Here is an 18,152-nt window from a genome sequence, read left to right on the forward strand (position 1 = left end):
ACAATAGGCCAAGCCGCTAGAACAATAACGCTAAAAGTTATACCAAAAAACAATATTGTACAGGTTTAAACCACGGCGTAGTCTGTACAGAAAGGCAAACGAGGCCCCTATGACTGTACCCATCGCGATCATCGGCACCGGCATCGCCGGACTCTCAGCCGCTCAGGCCCTCACAGAGCTTGGGCATGTCGTTCAACTTTTCGATAAAAGCCGCGGCAGTGGCGGACGCATGTCGAGCAAGCGCAGTGATGCGGGTGCTCTGGACATGGGTGCGCAATATTTCACTGCGCGCGATCGTCGCTTCGTCAATGAAGTGACTCGCTGGCAAACCAACGGCTGGGTCGCCGAATGGACTCCGCAGCTGTACACCTACCACGGTGGCCAACTCAACTTGTCGCCGGATGAGCAGATTCGCTGGGTCGGCACGCCGCGCATGAGCGCCATCACTCGTGGTTTGCTGGGTGACCTGGAGGTTCAGTTCGCCTGCCGGATCACCGAGGTCTTTCGCGGTGAAGAGCATTGGCATCTGCAAGACGCCGAAGGTTTCACCCACGGCCCCTTCAGCCATGTGGTGATTGCCACACCCGCACCTCAGGCAACCGCCCTCCTGGCCTCGGCACCTAAACTTGCCGGTGCTGCAGCCGGGGTGAAAATGGACCCTACGTGGGCCATCGCGCTGGCCTTCGACACGCCGCTGGATACACCGATGGAGGGCTGCTTCGTGCAGGACAGCCCGCTGGATTGGCTGGCGCGCAATCGCAGCAAACCAGGACGCGACAACACGCTCGACACGTGGGTATTGCACGCAACCAGTGCCTGGAGTCGGCAACACATCGACTTGTCGAAAGAGGCTGTGATCGAACAACTGCACGGCGCCTTCGCCGAATTACTGCACAGCGCCATGCCCGCTCCAACCTTCAGTCTGGCTCACCGCTGGCTCTACGCGCGGCCGGCCAGCAGCCATGAATGGGGCGTATTGGCCGACGCCGATCTGGGCCTGTATGTGTGTGGTGACTGGTGCTTGTCCGGGCGAGTAGAAGGTGCGTGGCTCAGCGGCCAGGAAGCGGCCCGTCGCCTGCACGAGCATTTGCAATGAACCGCATCAATCCCGGCAAATTGCTGCTGTCGAAGTGGACAGCAGCCCATCCGCAACACCGTGAAAAACATTTTCTGGTCACCGAATTATTCCGCGACGAGGACGGCACCGTACTGCAAGTCGAACTGCAGGCCGTTCTCACTCAGCGCAGCGAGCGGCTCGATTGGCAAATACTGAAGAACAGCGAAGCCTGGCAACTGGGCTGGAAGTAATCCCCCCGCAAAAACCTATACAAACCATTTGACTTGTACACCTTTGAATCTATGATGAAAGCATGTTGTACAGATATAACAATCTGTACAGGTTTAGATTCGAGGTGCTTCGATGTCTCATGCCCCCGCGAAACCGAAAATCGCTATCAGCTCCTGCCTGATGGGTCTTGATGTTCGCTACAACGGCGGCCACAAGGAATCCCGACTGTGCAGCCGCACCCTCGCTGACTATTTCGACTTCGTGCCGGTGTGCCCCGAAGTCGCCATAGGCTTGGGTATCCCCCGTGAACCGATTCGTTTAGTCGGTGACCCGCAACATCCTGAAGCAGTCGGCAGCGTCCACCCGGAACTCAATGTCACCCGCCCGCTGGCTGAGTTCGGGCGGAAAATGGCGGCCGAAATCGGTGATATTTGCGGTTACGTATTCATGCAAAAGTCGCCGTCCTGCGGGCTGGAGCGAGTCAAGGTGTACCACGCCAATGGCGTTCCGGTGGAGGGTGGCGGTCGGGGTATTTACGCTCAGGCATTTTGTGCGTTGCACCCGGATTTGCCGGTGGAAGAAGACGGCCGTCTCAACGACCCGGTGCTGCGCGAGAACTTCCTGGCACGGGTTTTCGTTTACAGCGACTGGCAAAAATTGCGTCGAGAAGGCTTGACCCGCCGCGGTCTGACAGAGTTTCACTCGCGCTACAAATACCTGCTAATGGCCCACAACCCGGTGGAGTACAAAATCCTCGGCGCGCTGCTGGGCAACATGGGCCAGACCGACCCGAACGAACTCGGGCCGCGTTATTTCAGCGAGTTGATGGTGGCCTTGAAAAAATGTGCCACGCGGCGCACCCACACCAACGTTCTGCAGCACATCAGCGGCTACCTCAAGCAAGCCATCAGCACCGAAGACAAACAGGAAATGCAGCATGTCATCGGCCAATACCGTCACGGCATCGTGCCGCTGGTGGTGCCGCTGACACTGCTTAAACACTACTTCCGCCAACACCCGGATCCGTACATAGCGCAGCAGGTTTACCTGCAGCCGCATCCGGAAAATCTCAGCCTGCGAAACGCCATCTAATGACAAAACAACTCGATACCAGTGCCATCGAAGACCTTGGCGACGACTTCAGGAAAGCCCTCGACGAAGGCTGGTTGCCGATACGCGAAGTCGCCCGGCAAACCGGCGTGAACGCCGTCACCCTGCGCGCCTGGGAACGACGTTACGGGTTGATCGTGCCGCAACGCACACCCAAGGGCCATCGGCTGTTTTCTGCCGAACACGTGCAAAGGATCCTGACCATTCTCACGTGGCTCAATCGCGGCGTTGCCGTCAGCCAGGTCAAGCAACTGCTCGACACCCCGCAAACCATGGCCGAGCCGATGGAAAACGATTGGCAGGTACTGCGCCATACCCTGCTGCACGCCGTGACCCAACTGACCGAACGCACCCTCGACGACACCGTCAATCAGGCCATGGCGTTGTATCCGCCACGAACCCTGTGCGAACTGTTGCTGATGCCGTTGCTCGCAGACCTCGAGCAGCGCTGGCAGGGCCAGTTCGGCGCACAAATGGAGCGGATGTTTTTCTATTCCTGGCTGCGCAGTAAATTCGGCGCACGCATTTATCACAACAACCGGCAATTGCGCAGTGCACCGTTGTTGCTCATCAATCATTCAGACCTGCCGCTTGAACCTCACGTGTGGCTGACTGCCTGGCTGATCAGTAGCGCCGATTGCCCGGTGGAGGTATTCGATGGGCCATTGCCCGCCGGAGAACTCGCGCTGGCGGTCGATCATCTGCAAGCCCGTGGCGTGTTGCTGTACTCCAGCAAGGCCATGAACCTCTCGCAATTACCAAAACTGTTGAACGGCATCAGTTGCCCAAAAATGATTGCCGGACCAACGGTATGCATCCATCACGCCGAGTTATCCGTAAGAACCCACGAGATCGCTGATTTGTTCCTGGCCGAAGATCCCTTGTCGGCCCATCAGGAGCTGGTTCAGCGCGGACTCATTTAATGGCGCACTTTTAATGAAGCGTACGGATACCACCATGCAATTGATCTGGCTGCGCAGCGATTTGCGCGTACACGACAACACCGCCCTCTCGGCTGCTGCAGCTCGCGGCCCGACTGTTGCCGTGTATCTACTCAGCCCGCAACAGTGGCTTGAGCACGATGACGCCGCGTGTAAAGTGGATTTCTGGCTGCGTAACCTGAGCGAATTGAGCCAGGCGCTGGGCGAATTGAACATTGCGCTGCTGATCCGCACGGCGCCCCGCTGGGATGAAGCGCCGCAGGTTTTGCTCGATCTGTGCCGGCAACTGAACATCGAAGCCGTACACGTCAACGAAGAATATGGCATTCATGAGAGCCGTCGCGACGTGTCAGTGGCCGATGCGCTGAAAGCCAGCGGCATCGATTTTTACAGCCACCTCGATCAGTTGCTGTTCAAACCCGGCACTGTGCTGACTAAAACCGGCACCTATTTCCAGGTCTTCAGTCAGTTCCGCAAGGTGTGCTACGACCGCTTGCGCGGGACGCTGCCAAAACGGGTGAAAGCTCCCGACGCTCAGGCCGCAACCGCTGTGCACAGCGACAAGATTCCCACCCATATCGAGGGCTTTGAAACGCCTGGCGATTCCCTTCGGGAGCTTTGGCCCGCCGGTGAAACCGAGGCAAGACGTCGTCTCGACGCCTTCGCCGATGCACACATCGAGTATTACAAAACCGAGCGCGACTTCCCGGCCAAACCCGGCACCAGCCAGCTCTCGGCTTACCTGGCGGCGGGGGTGATTTCGCCTCGCCAGTGCCTGCACGCGGCCTTGCAAAGTAACCAGGGTGAATTCGAAAGCGGCGACGTTGGCGCGGTCACCTGGATCAACGAATTGCTCTGGCGCGAATTCTATAAACACATTTTGGTGGGCTACCCACGTGTCTCGCGTCATCGGGCCTTTCGCCCAGAGACCGAAGCACTGGCCTGGCGCGATGCACCTGAAGAACTGCTGGCCTGGCAACAAGCGCGCACCGGCCTGCCGATCATCGACGCCGCGATGCGCCAGTTGCTGGAAACCGGTTGGATGCACAACCGCCTGCGCATGGTAGTGGCGATGTTCCTGACCAAGAATCTGCTGATCGACTGGCGCGAAGGCGAACGCTTTTTCATGCGCCACTTGATTGATGGTGACCTGGCTGCGAACAACGGCGGCTGGCAGTGGAGCTCTTCTACAGGCACCGATTCCGCGCCTTACTTTCGAATTTTCAACCCACTGAGCCAATCGGAAAAATTCGACCCGCAAGGTGTGTTCATCAAGCACTGGCTGCCAGAGCTGGCGCAGCTGAACAAAAAGGAAGTGCACAACCCGGCGGACGTCGGCGGGCTGTTCGGCGCGGCGGATTATCCGTCGCCAATCGTTAACTTGAGCACCTCTCGCCAACGTGCGCTGGCCGCGTTCAAGAACCTGCCATCGCGACAAAGTGCAGGCGCTGGCTATGAGTAATTTCCTGCGCCATTTTGCCCAACAGTTCGCGGAACTGAACAAAGACAACCTTCAGCGTCTGGATGAGCTTTACACCCAGGACGTGTTCTTCACCGATCCGTTGCATGAGGTGCAAGGCATTGGGCAGTTGCGCAGTTATTTTTCAGAGCTGTACGCCAACGTCAGTGAACTGCGTTTCGATTTCAACGGCTTCGACCAGGTCAACGAAGGCGAAGGGTATCTGCGTTGGGTCATGAGCTATCGCCATCCGCGCCTGGCCGGTGGCCAGTTAATTCGGGTCGAGGGCTGCTCGCACCTGCTCTGGCACGACAAGGTTTATCGGCACCGGGATTATTTCGATGCCGGAGCCCTGCTTTATGAACATTTACCAATAGTGGGCCGGGCGATTGCGTGGCTGAAAAGGAGGATGGGATGAACCTTGCAGCTCCACGCCGATATTGGTTGACCGGCGCCAGCAGCGGAATCGGTGCTGCGTTGGCCGAAGAAATCCTGAAAACCGGTGCGCATGTGGCTGTCAGTTCACGTTCGGCAGCCCCCCTCAAAGTCTTGTCGCTGCGCTATCCGGGGCAAGTGCTGGTGGTGGCGGGGGATTTAACCGACAGCCAGTGCGTGCGCGAGATTGGTGAACAGATTGCCAAGGAATGGGGCTCGCTGGACACCGTGATCCTGAACGCTGGCACCTGTGAATATGTCGATGTGCAGCAGTTTGATGCCTCAATCGTCGAATACGTGGTTCGCACCAATCTGCTCGCCAGCGCCTATTGCATCGAAGCGGCGTTGCCTTTGCTGCGTCGCGGCACTGCACCACACCTGGTGGGCGTGGCCAGTTCGGTGACTTACCTGCCGCTGCCAAGGGCTGAAGCCTATGGCGCATCGAAGGCCGGGCTGCGGTATCTGTTCGAGTCACTGCGCATTGACCTGGCGCCGGAAGGCATTGAAGTCACCGTCGTCAGCCCAGGCTTTGTCGATACACCGTTGACCGCGAAAAATGACTTTCCGATGCCGCTGAGCTGGCCGGCTGAAAAGGCTGCCCGGCACATTTTCAGCAAACTGAAGAACCGCCCACTGGAAATCGCTTTCCCTGCGCTGTTCATGTCCGTGCTCTGGCCACTGTCAAAAATGCCCAACCGGCTAAAACTGGCGATTGGCAAACGTATGGTGCGTAGCAGCCCACCGACCAAGGATCAATCGTGAACATCGCCATTATCGGCAGTGGCATCTCGGGGCTGACCAGCGCTTACCTGCTGAATCGCCATCACGAGATCACTGTGTTCGAATCCAGTGACTGGGTCGGTGGGCACACGCACACGGTCAATGTAACGGTCGAAGGCGAAAGCTATGCCGTGGACACCGGTTTCATCGTATTCAACGACTGGACTTACCCAAACTTCATACGCCTGCTGGGTCAGCTTGGCGTGGGGTTCAAGCCCACCGAAATGAGTTTTTCGGTGACCGACCCCGACAGCGGTCTGGAGTACAACGGCAATAACCTCAACAGCCTGTTCGCCCAACGTCGCAATCTTTTGTCACCTGGGTTCTGGGGCATGTTGCGCGACATTCTGCGCTTCAACAAAGAAGCCTTGCGTGACCTCGAAGAGCTGCGGATCAAGCCCGACACCACGCTGGATGAATACCTGCAGGCCAACGGTTATGGCGAGCGTTTCATCTTGCATTACATCGTGCCGATGGGGGCGGCGATCTGGTCGATGTCGATGGCCGACATGCTCGGTTTCCCGCTGCAATTCTTCGTCAGGTTTTTCAAGAATCACGGCTTGCTATCCGTCAGTGACCGGCCGCAGTGGTGCGTGATCGAAGGCGGTTCCAGCGCTTACGTTGAGCCACTGACCGCGACCTTCCGCGATCGAATTCGGTTGAACTGCAAGGTCGAGCGGGTGGACCGCGACGAGCACGGTGTGGTTATCCACAGCTCGGCCGGCATCGAGCGCTTCGATAAAGTGGTGTTCGCCTGTCACAGCGATCAGGCGCTGAAACTGCTGTCTGCGCCGAGTGCTGCCGAACGCTCGATTCTCGGTGCGCTGCCCTACGCCGATAACGAAGTGGTGCTGCACACCGACACTCGCCTGTTGCCCACACGCAAACTGGCTTGGGCGAGCTGGAATTACCGCCTCGGCGGCCCCGGCCATACGCTGGCGGCGGTCACTTACGACATGAACATCCTGCAAGGCATCCAGAGCGCGACTACGTTCTGCGTCAGCCTCAATCAGAGCGCCGGCATCAGCCCATTCAAAGTGCTCGCCAAATACACCTATGCCCATCCGCAATACAGCTTGACTGCCGTCGCCGCGCAGGCGCGCTGGGGCGAATTGGACGGCGCGCAACACACCTACTATTGCGGTGCTTATTGGGCCAATGGTTTTCATGAAGATGGCGTAGTCAGTGCTCTGCGCGTCGCCAGCTCGTTCGGAGAAGTGTTGTGAACAGCGCCCTTTACACTGGCTGGATCGCCCATCGGCGGTTTGCTCCGCGACAGCATCAGTTTCGGTATCGGATCGGCATGCTGTACCTCGATCTCGACGAACAGGACGCCGTTCTGGGTTTGTCGAAACTGTCAGGCAACAGCCGTTTTGCGCCGTTTTCGTTTCGCGAAAGTGATTACCTGAAAACCCATACCGGCAGCGGCATGCGCCTGATCGATGCGGTACGCCACCAGATCCGGGAGGCCATCGGCCATGCGCCACAGGGCTCAATCTGCCTGCTGACCCAGCCTCGCAGTTGGGGCTTGTCGTTTAATCCGGTGAGCTTTTTTTACTGCCATGAAGCTGACGGGCAACTGGCGGCGATTCTCTGCGAGGTCACCAACACCCCGTGGGGCGAAAGTTACCACTATGTGTTGCCGGCCAGAACACCGGAAAACCTGCGCGACTTTCATCAGCATTTCGCGGTTACCAAAGCCTTTCACGTATCGCCTTTTTTACCGCGCGACCTGGAATACCGGATGAGCTTCAGCCCCGCCACCCAAAAACTTGGCGTGCACATGGCTGACTGGCAAGGCGAACTCAAGTTGTTCGACGCCACGCTCAACCTCGAACGCGAAGCCTTGAGTCGCAGCAGCCTGCACCGGTATCTACTGCGTTTTCCGTGGATGACCGCAAAAACCTGCCTGGCGATTTACTGGCAGGCAATACGCCTGTTGCTCAAACGCGCACCGATTTTTGCTCATCAGGCTGCCGACGGCAGCTTTCAAACAGCCACTGTTCCCCCCAAGGATCACCGCCATGAAATCCTCTAGCGTCTCGGCCAAAGCCACCCTGCTCAGCACCAACGGCCTGACCGGTACGCTGCTGCGTCGTGGTGTACTGCGTCAACTGTCGCACCTCAAACATGGGCAACTGGTGGTCATCGAAGACGGCGAACGTTACGTTTTCGGGGCCGCAGGCAGTCATCTGTTGGGTGAGATCCACATACTCGACCCCGCCGCGTGGGGAATGGTGGCGAGCAACGGTTCGATCGGTGCCGGCGAAGCGTTTATTCATGGCTACTGGAGCACGCCGGACCTGACGTCAGTGGTTCGAGTGTTCGTCAGTAACATGGAAGTGCTGGATGCTCTGGAGGGCGGTTTGGCGAAGCTCAGCCGGCCGTTCGTGCAAGGCCTGCACTGGCTGAACCGCAACACACGCAAAGGCTCGCAAAAGAATATCGCCGCGCATTACGACTTGGGCAATGACCTGTTCGAGCAGTTTCTGGACCCCACCATGATGTATTCGGCCGCGCAATTTCTGACGCCCGACGACAGCCTGGAACAGGCGCAGCTGAACAAGCTTGAGCGCATCTGTCAGAAACTGGCGCTGAAACCGAGCGATCACCTGCTGGAAATCGGCACCGGTTGGGGCAGCATGGCGCTGTACGCCGCACAGAATTATGGCTGTAAAGTCACTACCACCACGCTGTCGAAAGAACAGTACGCCTTCACCGCGCAACGCATCGAAGCCCTCGGGCTGCAAACTCAAGTGACGCTGCTGCTGGAGGATTACCGCGACCTCACCGGCCAGTACGACAAACTGGTCTCGATCGAAATGATCGAAGCCGTGGGTCACCGTTTTCTGCCGACTTACTTCAAACAATGCGCGCACCTGCTCAAGAGCAACGGCTTGATGCTGTTGCAAGCCATCACCATCCGTGACCAGCGCTACGAGCAAGCAAAGAGCAACGTCGATTTCATTCAGCGTTATATTTTCCCGGGCGGCGCCCTGCCCTGCGTGCAGAAAATGCTGGAAATCGTCAGCCGTGACACTGACATGAACCTGCTGCACATGGAGGACTTCGGGCTGCATTACGCAAAGACGTTGCGCTTGTGGCACGAGAATTTTCGCCGCGCCCATGGCCGTTTGAGCGAGTTGGGCTACGACGAGTATTTTCTGCGGTTGTGGGAGTTTTACCTGTGCTACTGCGAGGGTGGATTCATGGAACGCACCATCGGCACTGCACAGTTGTTGCTCGCCAAACCCGCAGCAATCACCGCACCGCTACTGGGCCGTTTCGATGCTTGAACGCCTGGCGAATGCCGCGCTGTTTCAAATCGGCTGGTTTGCGTGTGTCGTTGGCGGTAACAGCCTGTGGTTGTTTGTAGCCTTGGCGGTGTTGGTGATTCATTTGCGGTGGATAAGTCGCTGGGCCGATGAGGGCCGCCTGATCCTCAGCATTGTGTTGCTCGGGACGACCGTCGACAGCTTGTTGCGCTGGCTAGGCGTGTTTGAATTCGCCGATATCGCGCCGTTGATTCCTCTGTGGCTGATGATGCTCTGGGCATTGCTGGCGACCACGTTGCGTCATTGCCTGTTGTGGACCGCACATCCGTGGTGGCTCGGCAGCGTGCTCGGCGCTCTCGGTGGGCCATTGTCTTATTACGCCGGTGGGAAACTGGCGGGTGTGCAGTTTCCCTACGGACAATTGCCGACGTTGATAGGCATTGGATTGCTCTGGGCACTGCTGTTTCCGTTGCTGCACTTCATGGCGCAACGACTCGCGTCCGAGACGCCAAGGTAAACGTCTGTCAGGCCCTTCACACGCAACCGGCCTGCTGCCTTACACTGCGCGCCATGAAAACCATACCCCACACGCAAATCGCCGAGCCGGTCGTCACGTGTTCGACCTGTTCGGCCTGCTGCTGCCAACTCGAAGTGATGCTGATCACCGACACTGGCGTGCCTGATCGCTTTATCGATACCGACGATTGGGGCGGGGAAGTGATGTTGCGCCTGGATGACGGCTGGTGTGCAGCGCTGGATCGCAACAGCATGATGTGCACGATCTACGAAAAACGCCCATTGATTTGCCGGGAGTTCGAGACCGGCTCACCGGAGTGCCTCGAAGAACGCCAAGGCATCGTTTCGGTTTACCGGTAAGTCATCTTTTACGCCATCGCGAGCGGGCTCGCTCCCACATAAGACCCATCAATAGGTGGGAGCGAGGCCGCTGGCGATGCGTGGATTTACAACGGCATTGTGTAGTGCAGCGAGTAGCTTTCTACGCCGTCGTTATTACTGCTCAGACCTGCATTGGAATAGTGCGTCGCACGAATTCCGACTTCATGCCCACCGGCAAAACGCAGTCCGAATCCCAGACGGTCTTCAAACTGGAAAGACTGGCCGATGTTGTTGTCTTCAAGTCGGGTATTGGAGAAAAACGCCACGCCAACTCCCGCCTCTACGTACGGTTTGACGTTCTGCCCGGCAAACTCATAAACAAACACCGGCGCGAACGATACGCTGCTGGTGCTGGAGGTCTTGTCACCGTCCCAGTAGGTATAGGCGCCGCTCCAGTAACCGGTCACGCGACCGACGTCACTTTGCAGCCAGCTCTTATCCCAATCGAACTGCATCCCCAAGCGATAGGTCATGGTCGAATCGCTGGTCTGACCGACCCCGAATTCGACGCCTGCGGCCTGTGCCGTAAAACTTTGCCCCATTAATGCGGCCGCAATCGCGGCCAAACAGAATAGTCGCTTCACTTGAAACATCCTTTTCCGAAAGAAATCGATTTCGTATGGTTTTTTGTTGCTCAACAGACAGAGCTATAGAAGTAAACGCTTAATCAGAAGTTCAGCTCTTTTCGGCGGATTTCACAATTTTTTACAGGTCGAATTTTTGCACAATACCGGACGTATTCCACAGTACCGGTAGAACATTACTGAAATGTTCCGGGTCGGCACTCGACCAGAATTGTGCAACGCGGGCGGGCCCATCGGCGAGCAGTTCACGCTCGGCCAACAACCGTTGAAGTTGCCGCGCCACAGCGGCGCCGGTGTCGATCAGGCTGATGTGCTTGGGGATCATCTGCCTAAGCAAAGGCTTTAGGAAGGGGTAATGCGTGCAGCCAAGAATGATCGTGTCACAACCGGCGGCCAACAGTGGCTCGACGTAGCTGGCGAGCAATCGGTGCAGGGCTTCGCTGTGCAAATCGCCGTTTTCGATCAGTTCCACCAACCCGGGGCAAGGCTGGGTGATGACACGAATATCGGTGGCAAAACGATCAAGCAAAGCGGCAAATTTGGCACTTTGCAATGTGCCGGTAGTGGCAAGTACGCCGACTACTCCACTGCGAGTAGCCGCGGCGGCTGGCTTGACGGCTGGCTCCATGCCGACGATGGGCCAATCGGGATAATCGCGCCGCAGGTCAGCGACTCCGGCAACCGTCGCCGTGTTACAGGCCAGCACCAAGGCTTTGGCGCCCTGCCGCTGGAAAAAATCGGCCATTACATGACAGCGCTGGCGAATGAACGCCGGGGTTTTCTCGCCGTAAGGAATGTTGCCGCAATCGGCGACGTACAGCAGTGACTCATGGGGCAACAGACGCTGGATTTCGGCCAGCACCGACAGCCCACCGACGCCGGAGTCGAACACGCCAATCGGCGCTTCACGCACGGGAGGGACCACACACGCTGCAGCCCGGATCGCGCTTGACCCGCAACTCGCGAAAGCGCGTGCCCAAGGCATCGATCAATAACAAGCGGCCCACCAGTGGCTCACCGAATCCAGCCAGCAGTTTCAGTGCCTCAAGTGCCTGCAAGCTGCCGACCAGCCCCACCAGCGGGCCGATAACCCCCGCTTCGCTGCAGGTGAGTTCGGCTTCACTGCCGTGCCCGTATAAACAGTGGTAACACGGACTGTCCGGACGACGCGGGTCGAACACCGACAGTTGCCCTTCAAGGCGAATCGCGGCGCCGCTGACCAACGGTTTGCCTGCCACTACACATGCGGCGTTGACGGCTTCGCGAGTGGCGAAGTTGTCCGAGCAGTCCAGCACCAGATCGACTGCGCCGATAGCGACGGCCAGGGAATCCTCATCCAGCGCTGCGCGATGGGCAATCAATTGAATCTCGGGGTTGATCGCGCTCAAGCGGCGGATCGCCGAATCGACTTTGCTCACACCGACGCTGTCGGTGTCGTGAATGATCTGGCGCTGCAGATTGGTCAGGTCGACGCTATCAAAGTCCGCCAAGTGCAGTTCACCCACACCGGCCGCGGCCAGGTAAAGCGCAACCGGAGAGCCGAGACCGCCAAGGCCCACGATCAATACACGGCTTTGCTTGAGTCGCAACTGGCCGTCGATATCGACGTGCTGCAACAAAATCTGTCGGCTGTAGCGCAACAATTCTTGATCATTCAGCACGGCAAGCGCCCCAGGCTGATACGTTCATGACCACCCAGATCCGTGCGGCTGTGAACCTCGACAAAACCCTGGGTGATCAGCAAATCACGCACGGCCAAGGCTTGATCGTAGCCATGTTCGAGCATCAACCATCCGCCCGCTTCAAGGTAATCCGGAGTCTGGGCGATGATCAGGCGCAGGTCGTCGAGCCCATCAATACCTGCCACCAAAGCGCTGGCCGGCTCAAAGCGTACGTCGCCCTGCGCAAGGTGCGGATCCGTTGAGGCAATGTAAGGCGGGTTGCTGATAATCAGCTGAAAACGCTGACCCTGCAGGGCGCTGAACCAATGGCTGCTCAGTACCGTGGCGTTGTTCAGGTGCAAACGCTGGCGATTGCGCTCGGCGAGGGCCACGGCTTCGAGCACGCGGTCTACGGCAGTCACTTTCCAGGCCGGACGTTCGCTGGCCAGGGCCAACGCAATGGCGCCGCTGCCGGTGCCGAGATCGAGGACCGATGCCTGGGTGGCTGGCAGCAGTTGCAGCGCGGTTTCTACCAGCAGTTCGGTGTCCGGGCGCGGAATCAACGTGTGCGGGGCGACTTCCAGATCAAGTTTCCAGAACCCTTGCTGCCCCAGAATATAAGCCACCGGCTCACCGCCACGGCGGCGCTGCAAGTAACTGGCAAACGTGAGGGCTGCTTCGCTCGGCACGATGCGTTCTGGCCAGGTGTGCAGGAAACTGCGCGATTTACCCAGCGCAGCCGCCAGCAACAACTCCGCATCCAGGCGCGCCGTGGGCGAGTCGGGTAAGTCGGCGGCACGCAATAAACTCGCAATGATCGTCATTTACTCACCTATCGCTGCCAGTTGGTCAGCCTGATATTCGGTCAACAACGGCTCGATAACCGCATCGACACCACCCGCGAGAATCTCGTCGAGCGAATACAAGGTCAGGTTGACCCGATGGTCGGTGACCCGGCCCTGGGCAAAGTTGTAGGTGCGAATGCGCTCGGAGCGATCCCCCGAACCCACCAGCAATTTACGCTCGCTGGCAATGGCATTCGCCGCGGCACTGGTTTGCTGATCGTTGAGTTTGGCCGCCAGCCAGGACATCGCGCGGGCGCGGTTCTTGTGCTGGGAACGCTCTTCCTGGCACTCCACGACAATGCCGGACGGCAAGTGCGTGATTCGGATCGCCGAGTCGGTCTTGTTGACGTGCTGACCACCGGCACCGGAAGACTTGTACGTATCGACGCGGATATCTGCCGGGTTGATCTCGATCGCTTCCTGTTCGTCCGGCTCGGGCAACACCGCCACCGTGCAGGCCGAGGTGTGGATGCGGCCCTGGGATTCGGTGGCGGGCACACGCTGCACGCGATGCGCGCCGGATTCGAACTTCAGCTTGCCGTAAACGTTTTCGCCCTCAACGCGAGCGATGACTTCTTTATAGCCGCCATGCTCGCCGATGTTCTCCGAGAGTATCTCGACCCGCCAGCCACGGCGCTCGGCATAACGCGAATACATGCGGAACAGGTCGCCCGAAAAAATCGCCGCCTCATCACCACCGGTGCCGGCACGAATTTCCAGGAACACGTTGCGCCCGTCGTTGGGATCCCTGGGCAGCAGCATGCGTTGCAGGCTGGCCTCAATGTCGATCAATTGCTCTTTGGCTTCGCGAACTTCTTCCACGGCCATTTCGCGCATGTCCGGGTCGCTGTCCTTGAGCAGCGCCTGAGCGCCTTCAAGATCGCTCTGCACTTTGAGCAACTGTTTATAGGTCTCGACAATCGGCTCGACTTCCGCATATTCCTTGGAATAGGTGCGGAATTTGTTCTGATCGGAAATGACCTCGCCATCGCCGAGCAAGGCAGTCAGTTCCTCGAAACGGTCCTGGAGGATGTCCAGCTTATTGAGCAGTGACGCTTTCATTGCGGTTTTTTATCCGAAAAGCTATCCGATGAGCCCTCACCTAGGGCAAAGAGTTCCTGGGCCATGGCCAGTGCGTCGAGGCGACCTTCGGCCGAGAGCTTTTTCAACTGCACACTCGGGGCGTGCAGGAGTTTGTTGGTCAAGCCACGCGCCAGTTGCACCAGCACGTCTTCGGCGCTGGTGCCGTTGGCCAGCATGCGCTGGGCCTTGTGTAATTCTTCGTCGCGCATGCGCTCGCTTTGCTGTCGATAAGCCTTGAGCACATCCACTGCCGCCAACTCGCGCAGGCGAACCATGAAATCGTCGGCCCCCATCGAGACCATTTCTTCGGCCGCTTGCGCAGCGCCTTGACGGCTCTTGAGGTTTTCGGCGACCACTTCATGCAGATCATCGACGCTATAAAGGTAAACGTCGTCCAGCTCGCCGACCTCAGGCTCGATATCCCTCGGGACGGCGATATCGACCATGAAAATCGGCTTGTGCTTGCGCAACTTCAAGGCGCTTTCTACCGCGCCCTTGCCCAGAATCGGCAACTGGCTGGCAGTGGAGCTGATGACGATATCGCTGCGCACCAGCTCAGCCGGGATGTCGGAGAGCAACACGGCGTGGGCACCGAACTGTTCGGCCAGGATGCTCGCGCGCTCCAGCGTCCGGTTGGCGACGACAATGCGTTTCACACCCAATTCATGCAGATGGCGGGCGACCAGGGTGATGGTCTCGCCGGCGCCAATCAGCAAAGCCTGGCTGCGTTGCAAGTCACTGAAGATCTGTTTCGCCAGGCTGACCGCCGCGAACGCCACGGACACCGGGTTTTCGCCGATCGCGGTGTCGGTGCGAACCTGCTTGGCCGCATTGAACGTGGCCTGGAACAGCCTCCCAAGCAGCGGGCCAATGGTGCCGGCCTCGCGTGCAACGGCGTAGGCCGATTTCATCTGGCCAAGAATTTGCGGTTCGCCCAGCACCAGCGAATCGAGCCCGGAGGCGACCCGCATCATGTGACGAACTGCCGCATCATCTTCGTGCACATAAGCGCTCGCTCGCAGCTCTTCGAGGCTCAAATGGTGATAATCGGCCAGCCAGCGCAAGATAATGTCCGCCGAAAGGTGATCCTGTTCTATATACAGCTCACTGCGATTGCAGGTGGAAAGGATCGCAGCTTCGCGGCTGTCGGTGAGTCGGCAGAGCTGCTGCAAGGCCTCCACCAGCTGCTCAGGGGTAAAGGCCACGCGCTCGCGGACGTCTACTGAAGCAGTCTTGTGGTTAATACCGAGTGCAAGGAAGGCCATTCAAGGTCGCTGATGGTGACGTGAAGCCGGCAATTGTCCTACTTCATCAGGGCCAGAACAACTACCGCTGACTATTGTCCCAATTACTTGCCCCTATAAAGGCATCAATTGAGACTCGGTTATGTTTGGCCGAAGGCTTGTGTCATGATGATCCGACCGCAGGTTAGTCGTCCTCTTCCTATATGAATAGATCTTCCGCGTTGCTCCTCGCTTTTGTCTTCCTCAGCGGCTGCCAGTCAATGGCACCCGTTTCGTCGGACGGTACGCCGCCGGTTGAAGACAGCACTCCAGCCCCTGAAAAGCCCAAGGTCTACAGCTCATTCAGTGAAGAAACCATCTTCAGTCTGTTGAGCGCCGAACTGGCTGGCCAGCGCAATCGTTTCGACATTGCCCTGGACAACTATGTGACCCAGGCAATCAATACCCAGGACCCGGGCATCTCCGAGCGGGCATTCCGCATCGCTGAATACCTGGGCGCCGATCAGGCTGCGCTGGACACTGCGCTTATCTGGGCGAAAAACGCTCCCGATGATCTTGAGGCACAACGAGCCGCAGCCGTGCAGCTGGCTCGCGCCGGGCGCTACGACGACTCCATGGTCTATATGGAGAAGGTCCTGCAGGGCAAAGGCGACACGCATTTCGACTTCCTTGCCTTGTCTGCAGCCGATACCGATCAGGAAACCCGCAACGGCCTGATGAAAAGTTTCGACCGCTTGCTGCAGCGTCATCCCAACAACAGCCAGCTTATTTTCGGCAAAGCACTGCTGATGCAGCAGGACGGCGACAGCAAAGGCGCACTGACCCTGCTGGAAGACAATCCGCCTGACGACGGCGAAATCGCCCCTATCCTGCTTCGCGCTCGCCTGCTGCAAACGCTCAACCGTGGCGATGAAGCGCTGCCTCTGCTGCAAAAAAGCATCAAGAAATACCCGGATGACAAGCGTCTGCGGCTGACTTACGCACGCATGCTGGTTGAACAAAACCGCATGGACGATGCAAAAGTCGAGTTTTCCAGCCTGGTTCAGCAATACCCGGAAGATGACGAGTTGCGCTATTCCCTGGCGCTGGTGTGCCTGGAAGCCAAAGCCTGGGACGAAGCCAAGGGTTATCTGGAAGACCTTATTGCCCGCGAAAGCCATGTTGATTCAGCGCATTTGAACCTCGGCCGTATCGCCGAAGAACGTAACGACCCGCAAGGCGCACTGATCGAGTATGCCCAGGTGGGCCCGGGCAACGATTACCTGCCGGCGCAATTGCGCCAGGCCGATATCCTGATGAACAACGGCAGGACCGCCGAAGCCCAAAGCCGACTGGCAACCCAGCGCGACGAGCAACCGGACTACGCGATCCAGCTATACCTGATCGAAGCCGAAACCCTGTCCGCCAACAATCAGGGCGACAAGGCCTGGGCTGTACTGCAGAAAGCCTTGCAGCAATACCCGGACGATTTGAACCTGCTGTACACCCGAGCCATGCTGGCAGAAAAACGCAACGACCTGGCGCAGATGGAAAAAGACCTGCGCCTGATCATCAAGCGCGACCCGGACAACGCCATGGCCCTCAACGCCCTCGGCTATACCCTGTCCGACCGCACGACGCGTTATGCCGAAGCCAAATCGCTGATCGAACAGGCGCACCAGATCAATCCGGAAGACCCGGCAGTACTCGACAGCCTTGGCTGGGTGAATTTCCGCCTGGGTAACTACGATGAGGCCGAACGCTTGTTGCGCAAGGCGCTGGATCGCTTCCCGGACCAGGAAGTCGCCGCTCACCTGGGCGAAGTCTTGTGGGTCAATGGCAAACAGCGTGAAGCCAGACAAATCTGGGGCAAGTTCCTCAAGGAGCAACCCGACAGCCCAATCCTGCGCGGCACCATCAAGCGCCTGACCGGATCAGAGACTCTTTAAGATTATGTTTTTGCGCCATTTCATCGTTTTCAGCTTCATCGCCTTGCTCGCCGGTTGTGCGGGTTTCGGCGCTCGCGAATCCGTTCAGGGCCACGGTGACCCTGCCCAATGGCGCGAGCACAAACAACAACTGACCAGCCTTGATGGCTGGCAGATCAACGGCAAGATAGGCATCCGCGCCCCGAAAGATTCGGGCAGTGGCACCTTGTTCTGGCTGCAACGACAGGATTACTACGACATCCGCCTGTCCGGTCCGTTGGGCCGTGGTGCGGCACGCTTGACCGGTCGTCCCGGCAAGGTGTCGCTGGAAGTGGCCAACCAGGGCCGGTATGAATCGACGTCGCCGGACATTCTGCTCGAAGAGCAAATGGGCTGGAAGCTACCGGTGTCAAACCTCGCCTGGTGGGTGCGCGGGCTACCGGCCCCCGACAGTAAAAGCACGCTGACGCTGGATGCCGACAGTCGCCTGTCCAATCTCGAACAGGATGGCTGGCAGATCGAATACCTCAGCTATGCCGAGCAAAACGGCTTTTGGCTGCCCGAGCGCATCAAACTGCACGGCACCGACCTTGACGTCACGCTGGTGATCAAGGAATGGCAACCACGCAAACTGGGGCAGTGA

At 58.3% G+C, this 18,152-nt stretch carries 20 protein-coding genes; 14 read left to right on the plus strand and 6 right to left on the minus strand.

Going from position 1 to position 18,152, the window contains the following annotated elements; all coding sequences use genetic code 11:
• Positions 1–109: 109 nt before the first annotated feature.
• From ACQR3R_RS21945 to ACQR3R_RS22000, 12 genes are all read left to right on the plus strand, one after another.
• Positions 110–1,096, plus strand: a complete 987-nt coding sequence (locus ACQR3R_RS21945; protein ID WP_428275272.1) for an FAD-dependent oxidoreductase — start codon at positions 110–112, stop codon at positions 1,094–1,096.
• Positions 1,093–1,308, plus strand: a complete 216-nt coding sequence (locus ACQR3R_RS21950) for a TIGR02450 family Trp-rich protein (RefSeq protein ID WP_428275274.1) — start codon at positions 1,093–1,095, stop codon at positions 1,306–1,308. Before ACQR3R_RS21945 ends, ACQR3R_RS21950 begins: the two co-directional genes overlap by 4 nt.
• Positions 1,309–1,420: 112 nt before the next feature.
• Entirely contained in the window at positions 1,421–2,380 is a 960-nt protein-coding gene (locus ACQR3R_RS21955) for a DUF1722 domain-containing protein (RefSeq protein ID WP_428275276.1), read from the plus strand.
• Positions 2,380–3,321: a MerR family transcriptional regulator gene (locus tag ACQR3R_RS21960; protein ID WP_428275278.1), complete on the plus strand. Its 942-nt coding sequence runs from the start codon at positions 2,380–2,382 to the stop codon at positions 3,319–3,321. The genes ACQR3R_RS21955 and ACQR3R_RS21960 overlap by 1 nt, the downstream gene beginning before the upstream one ends.
• A gap of 13 nt (positions 3,322–3,334) precedes the next feature.
• Positions 3,335–4,801 carry a deoxyribodipyrimidine photo-lyase gene (gene phrB / locus ACQR3R_RS21965; RefSeq protein WP_428275280.1) on the plus strand — a complete coding sequence of 489 codons (1,467 nt, stop codon included), beginning with the start codon at positions 3,335–3,337 and terminating at the stop codon, positions 4,799–4,801.
• A complete protein-coding gene (locus ACQR3R_RS21970; RefSeq protein WP_428275282.1) occupies positions 4,794–5,216 on the plus strand; it encodes a nuclear transport factor 2 family protein in 423 nt (140 codons plus the stop codon). The genes phrB and ACQR3R_RS21970 overlap by 8 nt, the downstream gene beginning before the upstream one ends.
• A complete protein-coding gene (locus ACQR3R_RS21975) occupies positions 5,213–5,995 on the plus strand; it encodes an SDR family NAD(P)-dependent oxidoreductase (RefSeq protein WP_428275284.1) in 783 nt (260 codons plus the stop codon). The genes ACQR3R_RS21970 and ACQR3R_RS21975 overlap by 4 nt, the downstream gene beginning before the upstream one ends.
• Positions 5,992–7,239: an FAD-dependent oxidoreductase gene (locus tag ACQR3R_RS21980; RefSeq protein WP_428275286.1), complete on the plus strand. Its 1,248-nt coding sequence runs from the start codon at positions 5,992–5,994 to the stop codon at positions 7,237–7,239. The genes ACQR3R_RS21975 and ACQR3R_RS21980 overlap by 4 nt, the downstream gene beginning before the upstream one ends.
• Positions 7,236–8,051, plus strand: coding sequence for a DUF1365 family protein (locus ACQR3R_RS21985; protein WP_428275288.1), 816 nt, complete (start codon positions 7,236–7,238; stop codon positions 8,049–8,051). Before ACQR3R_RS21980 ends, ACQR3R_RS21985 begins: the two co-directional genes overlap by 4 nt.
• Positions 8,038–9,309 carry a class I SAM-dependent methyltransferase gene (locus ACQR3R_RS21990; protein ID WP_428275290.1) on the plus strand — a complete coding sequence of 424 codons (1,272 nt, stop codon included), beginning with the start codon at positions 8,038–8,040 and terminating at the stop codon, positions 9,307–9,309. The genes ACQR3R_RS21985 and ACQR3R_RS21990 overlap by 14 nt, the downstream gene beginning before the upstream one ends.
• A complete protein-coding gene (locus tag ACQR3R_RS21995; protein ID WP_428275292.1) occupies positions 9,302–9,805 on the plus strand; it encodes a DUF2878 family protein in 504 nt (167 codons plus the stop codon). Before ACQR3R_RS21990 ends, ACQR3R_RS21995 begins: the two co-directional genes overlap by 8 nt.
• A 53-nt stretch (positions 9,806–9,858) precedes the next feature.
• Complete coding sequence (locus ACQR3R_RS22000; protein ID WP_428275294.1) at positions 9,859–10,164, plus strand: YkgJ family cysteine cluster protein; 306 nt, start codon at positions 9,859–9,861, stop codon at positions 10,162–10,164.
• Between the two features lie 86 nt (positions 10,165–10,250).
• Here ACQR3R_RS22000 and ACQR3R_RS22005 read toward each other — a convergent pair whose 3' ends face one another.
• The 6 genes from ACQR3R_RS22005 to hemA form a co-directional block, all read right to left on the minus strand.
• Positions 10,251–10,769 carry an acyloxyacyl hydrolase gene (locus tag ACQR3R_RS22005; protein WP_428275296.1) on the minus strand — a complete coding sequence of 173 codons (519 nt, stop codon included), beginning with the start codon at positions 10,767–10,769 and terminating at the stop codon, positions 10,251–10,253.
• Positions 10,770–10,890: 121 nt separating this feature from the next.
• Positions 10,891–11,682, minus strand: a complete 792-nt coding sequence (gene murI / locus ACQR3R_RS22010; protein WP_428275298.1) for a glutamate racemase — start codon at positions 11,680–11,682, stop codon at positions 10,891–10,893.
• Entirely contained in the window at positions 11,675–12,430 is a 756-nt protein-coding gene (locus tag ACQR3R_RS22015) for a molybdopterin-synthase adenylyltransferase MoeB (RefSeq protein ID WP_428275300.1), read from the minus strand. The genes murI and ACQR3R_RS22015 overlap by 8 nt, the downstream gene beginning before the upstream one ends.
• Positions 12,424–13,254 (minus strand): peptide chain release factor N(5)-glutamine methyltransferase, encoded by an 831-nt coding sequence (gene prmC, locus ACQR3R_RS22020; protein ID WP_428275302.1) that lies wholly within the window; start codon positions 13,252–13,254, stop codon positions 12,424–12,426. Before prmC ends, ACQR3R_RS22015 begins: the two co-directional genes overlap by 7 nt.
• Positions 13,255–14,337 carry a peptide chain release factor 1 gene (prfA, locus tag ACQR3R_RS22025; RefSeq protein WP_428275304.1) on the minus strand — a complete coding sequence of 361 codons (1,083 nt, stop codon included), beginning with the start codon at positions 14,335–14,337 and terminating at the stop codon, positions 13,255–13,257.
• Positions 14,334–15,623, minus strand: coding sequence for a glutamyl-tRNA reductase (gene hemA, locus ACQR3R_RS22030; RefSeq protein WP_428275306.1), 1,290 nt, complete (start codon positions 15,621–15,623; stop codon positions 14,334–14,336). Before hemA ends, prfA begins: the two co-directional genes overlap by 4 nt.
• A gap of 239 nt (positions 15,624–15,862) precedes the next feature.
• Here hemA and ACQR3R_RS22035 point away from each other — a divergent pair, with 239 nt between their 5' ends.
• Together ACQR3R_RS22035 and lolB are read left to right on the plus strand one after the other, a co-directional pair.
• Positions 15,863–17,530 carry a tetratricopeptide repeat protein gene (locus ACQR3R_RS22035; protein WP_428275307.1) on the plus strand — a complete coding sequence of 556 codons (1,668 nt, stop codon included), beginning with the start codon at positions 15,863–15,865 and terminating at the stop codon, positions 17,528–17,530.
• A gap of 10 nt (positions 17,531–17,540) precedes the next feature.
• Positions 17,541–18,152: a lipoprotein insertase outer membrane protein LolB gene (gene lolB, locus ACQR3R_RS22040; protein WP_428275309.1), complete on the plus strand. Its 612-nt coding sequence runs from the start codon at positions 17,541–17,543 to the stop codon at positions 18,150–18,152.

The sequence above is a fragment of the Gordonia sp. IEGM753 genome (assembly GCF_050321825.1).
In the GTDB taxonomy this organism is placed as follows: domain Bacteria; phylum Pseudomonadota; class Gammaproteobacteria; order Pseudomonadales; family Pseudomonadaceae; genus Aquipseudomonas.

What these genes read in the sequence shown, in the direction of transcription:
- ACQR3R_RS21945 (WP_428275272.1), top strand. Translation starts at nt 110, where the DNA reads ATGACTGTACCCATCGCGATCATCGGCACCGGCATCGCCGGACTCTCA.
- ACQR3R_RS21950 (WP_428275274.1), top strand. Translation starts at nt 1,093, where the DNA reads ATGAACCGCATCAATCCCGGCAAATTGCTGCTGTCGAAGTGGACAGCA.
- ACQR3R_RS21955 (WP_428275276.1), top strand. Translation starts at nt 1,421, where the DNA reads ATGTCTCATGCCCCCGCGAAACCGAAAATCGCTATCAGCTCCTGCCTG.
- ACQR3R_RS21960 (WP_428275278.1), top strand. Translation starts at nt 2,380, where the DNA reads ATGACAAAACAACTCGATACCAGTGCCATCGAAGACCTTGGCGACGAC.
- phrB (WP_428275280.1), top strand. Translation starts at nt 3,335, where the DNA reads ATGAAGCGTACGGATACCACCATGCAATTGATCTGGCTGCGCAGCGAT.
- ACQR3R_RS21970 (WP_428275282.1), top strand. Translation starts at nt 4,794, where the DNA reads ATGAGTAATTTCCTGCGCCATTTTGCCCAACAGTTCGCGGAACTGAAC.
- ACQR3R_RS21975 (WP_428275284.1), top strand. Translation starts at nt 5,213, where the DNA reads ATGAACCTTGCAGCTCCACGCCGATATTGGTTGACCGGCGCCAGCAGC.
- ACQR3R_RS21990 (WP_428275290.1), top strand. Translation starts at nt 8,038, where the DNA reads ATGAAATCCTCTAGCGTCTCGGCCAAAGCCACCCTGCTCAGCACCAAC.
- ACQR3R_RS21995 (WP_428275292.1), top strand. Translation starts at nt 9,302, where the DNA reads ATGCTTGAACGCCTGGCGAATGCCGCGCTGTTTCAAATCGGCTGGTTT.
- ACQR3R_RS22000 (WP_428275294.1), top strand. Translation starts at nt 9,859, where the DNA reads ATGAAAACCATACCCCACACGCAAATCGCCGAGCCGGTCGTCACGTGT.
- prmC (WP_428275302.1), bottom strand. Translation starts at nt 13,254, where the DNA reads ATGACGATCATTGCGAGTTTATTGCGTGCCGCCGACTTACCCGACTCG.
- prfA (WP_428275304.1), bottom strand. Translation starts at nt 14,337, where the DNA reads ATGAAAGCGTCACTGCTCAATAAGCTGGACATCCTCCAGGACCGTTTC.
- hemA (WP_428275306.1), bottom strand. Translation starts at nt 15,623, where the DNA reads ATGGCCTTCCTTGCACTCGGTATTAACCACAAGACTGCTTCAGTAGAC.
- ACQR3R_RS22035 (WP_428275307.1), top strand. Translation starts at nt 15,863, where the DNA reads ATGGCACCCGTTTCGTCGGACGGTACGCCGCCGGTTGAAGACAGCACT.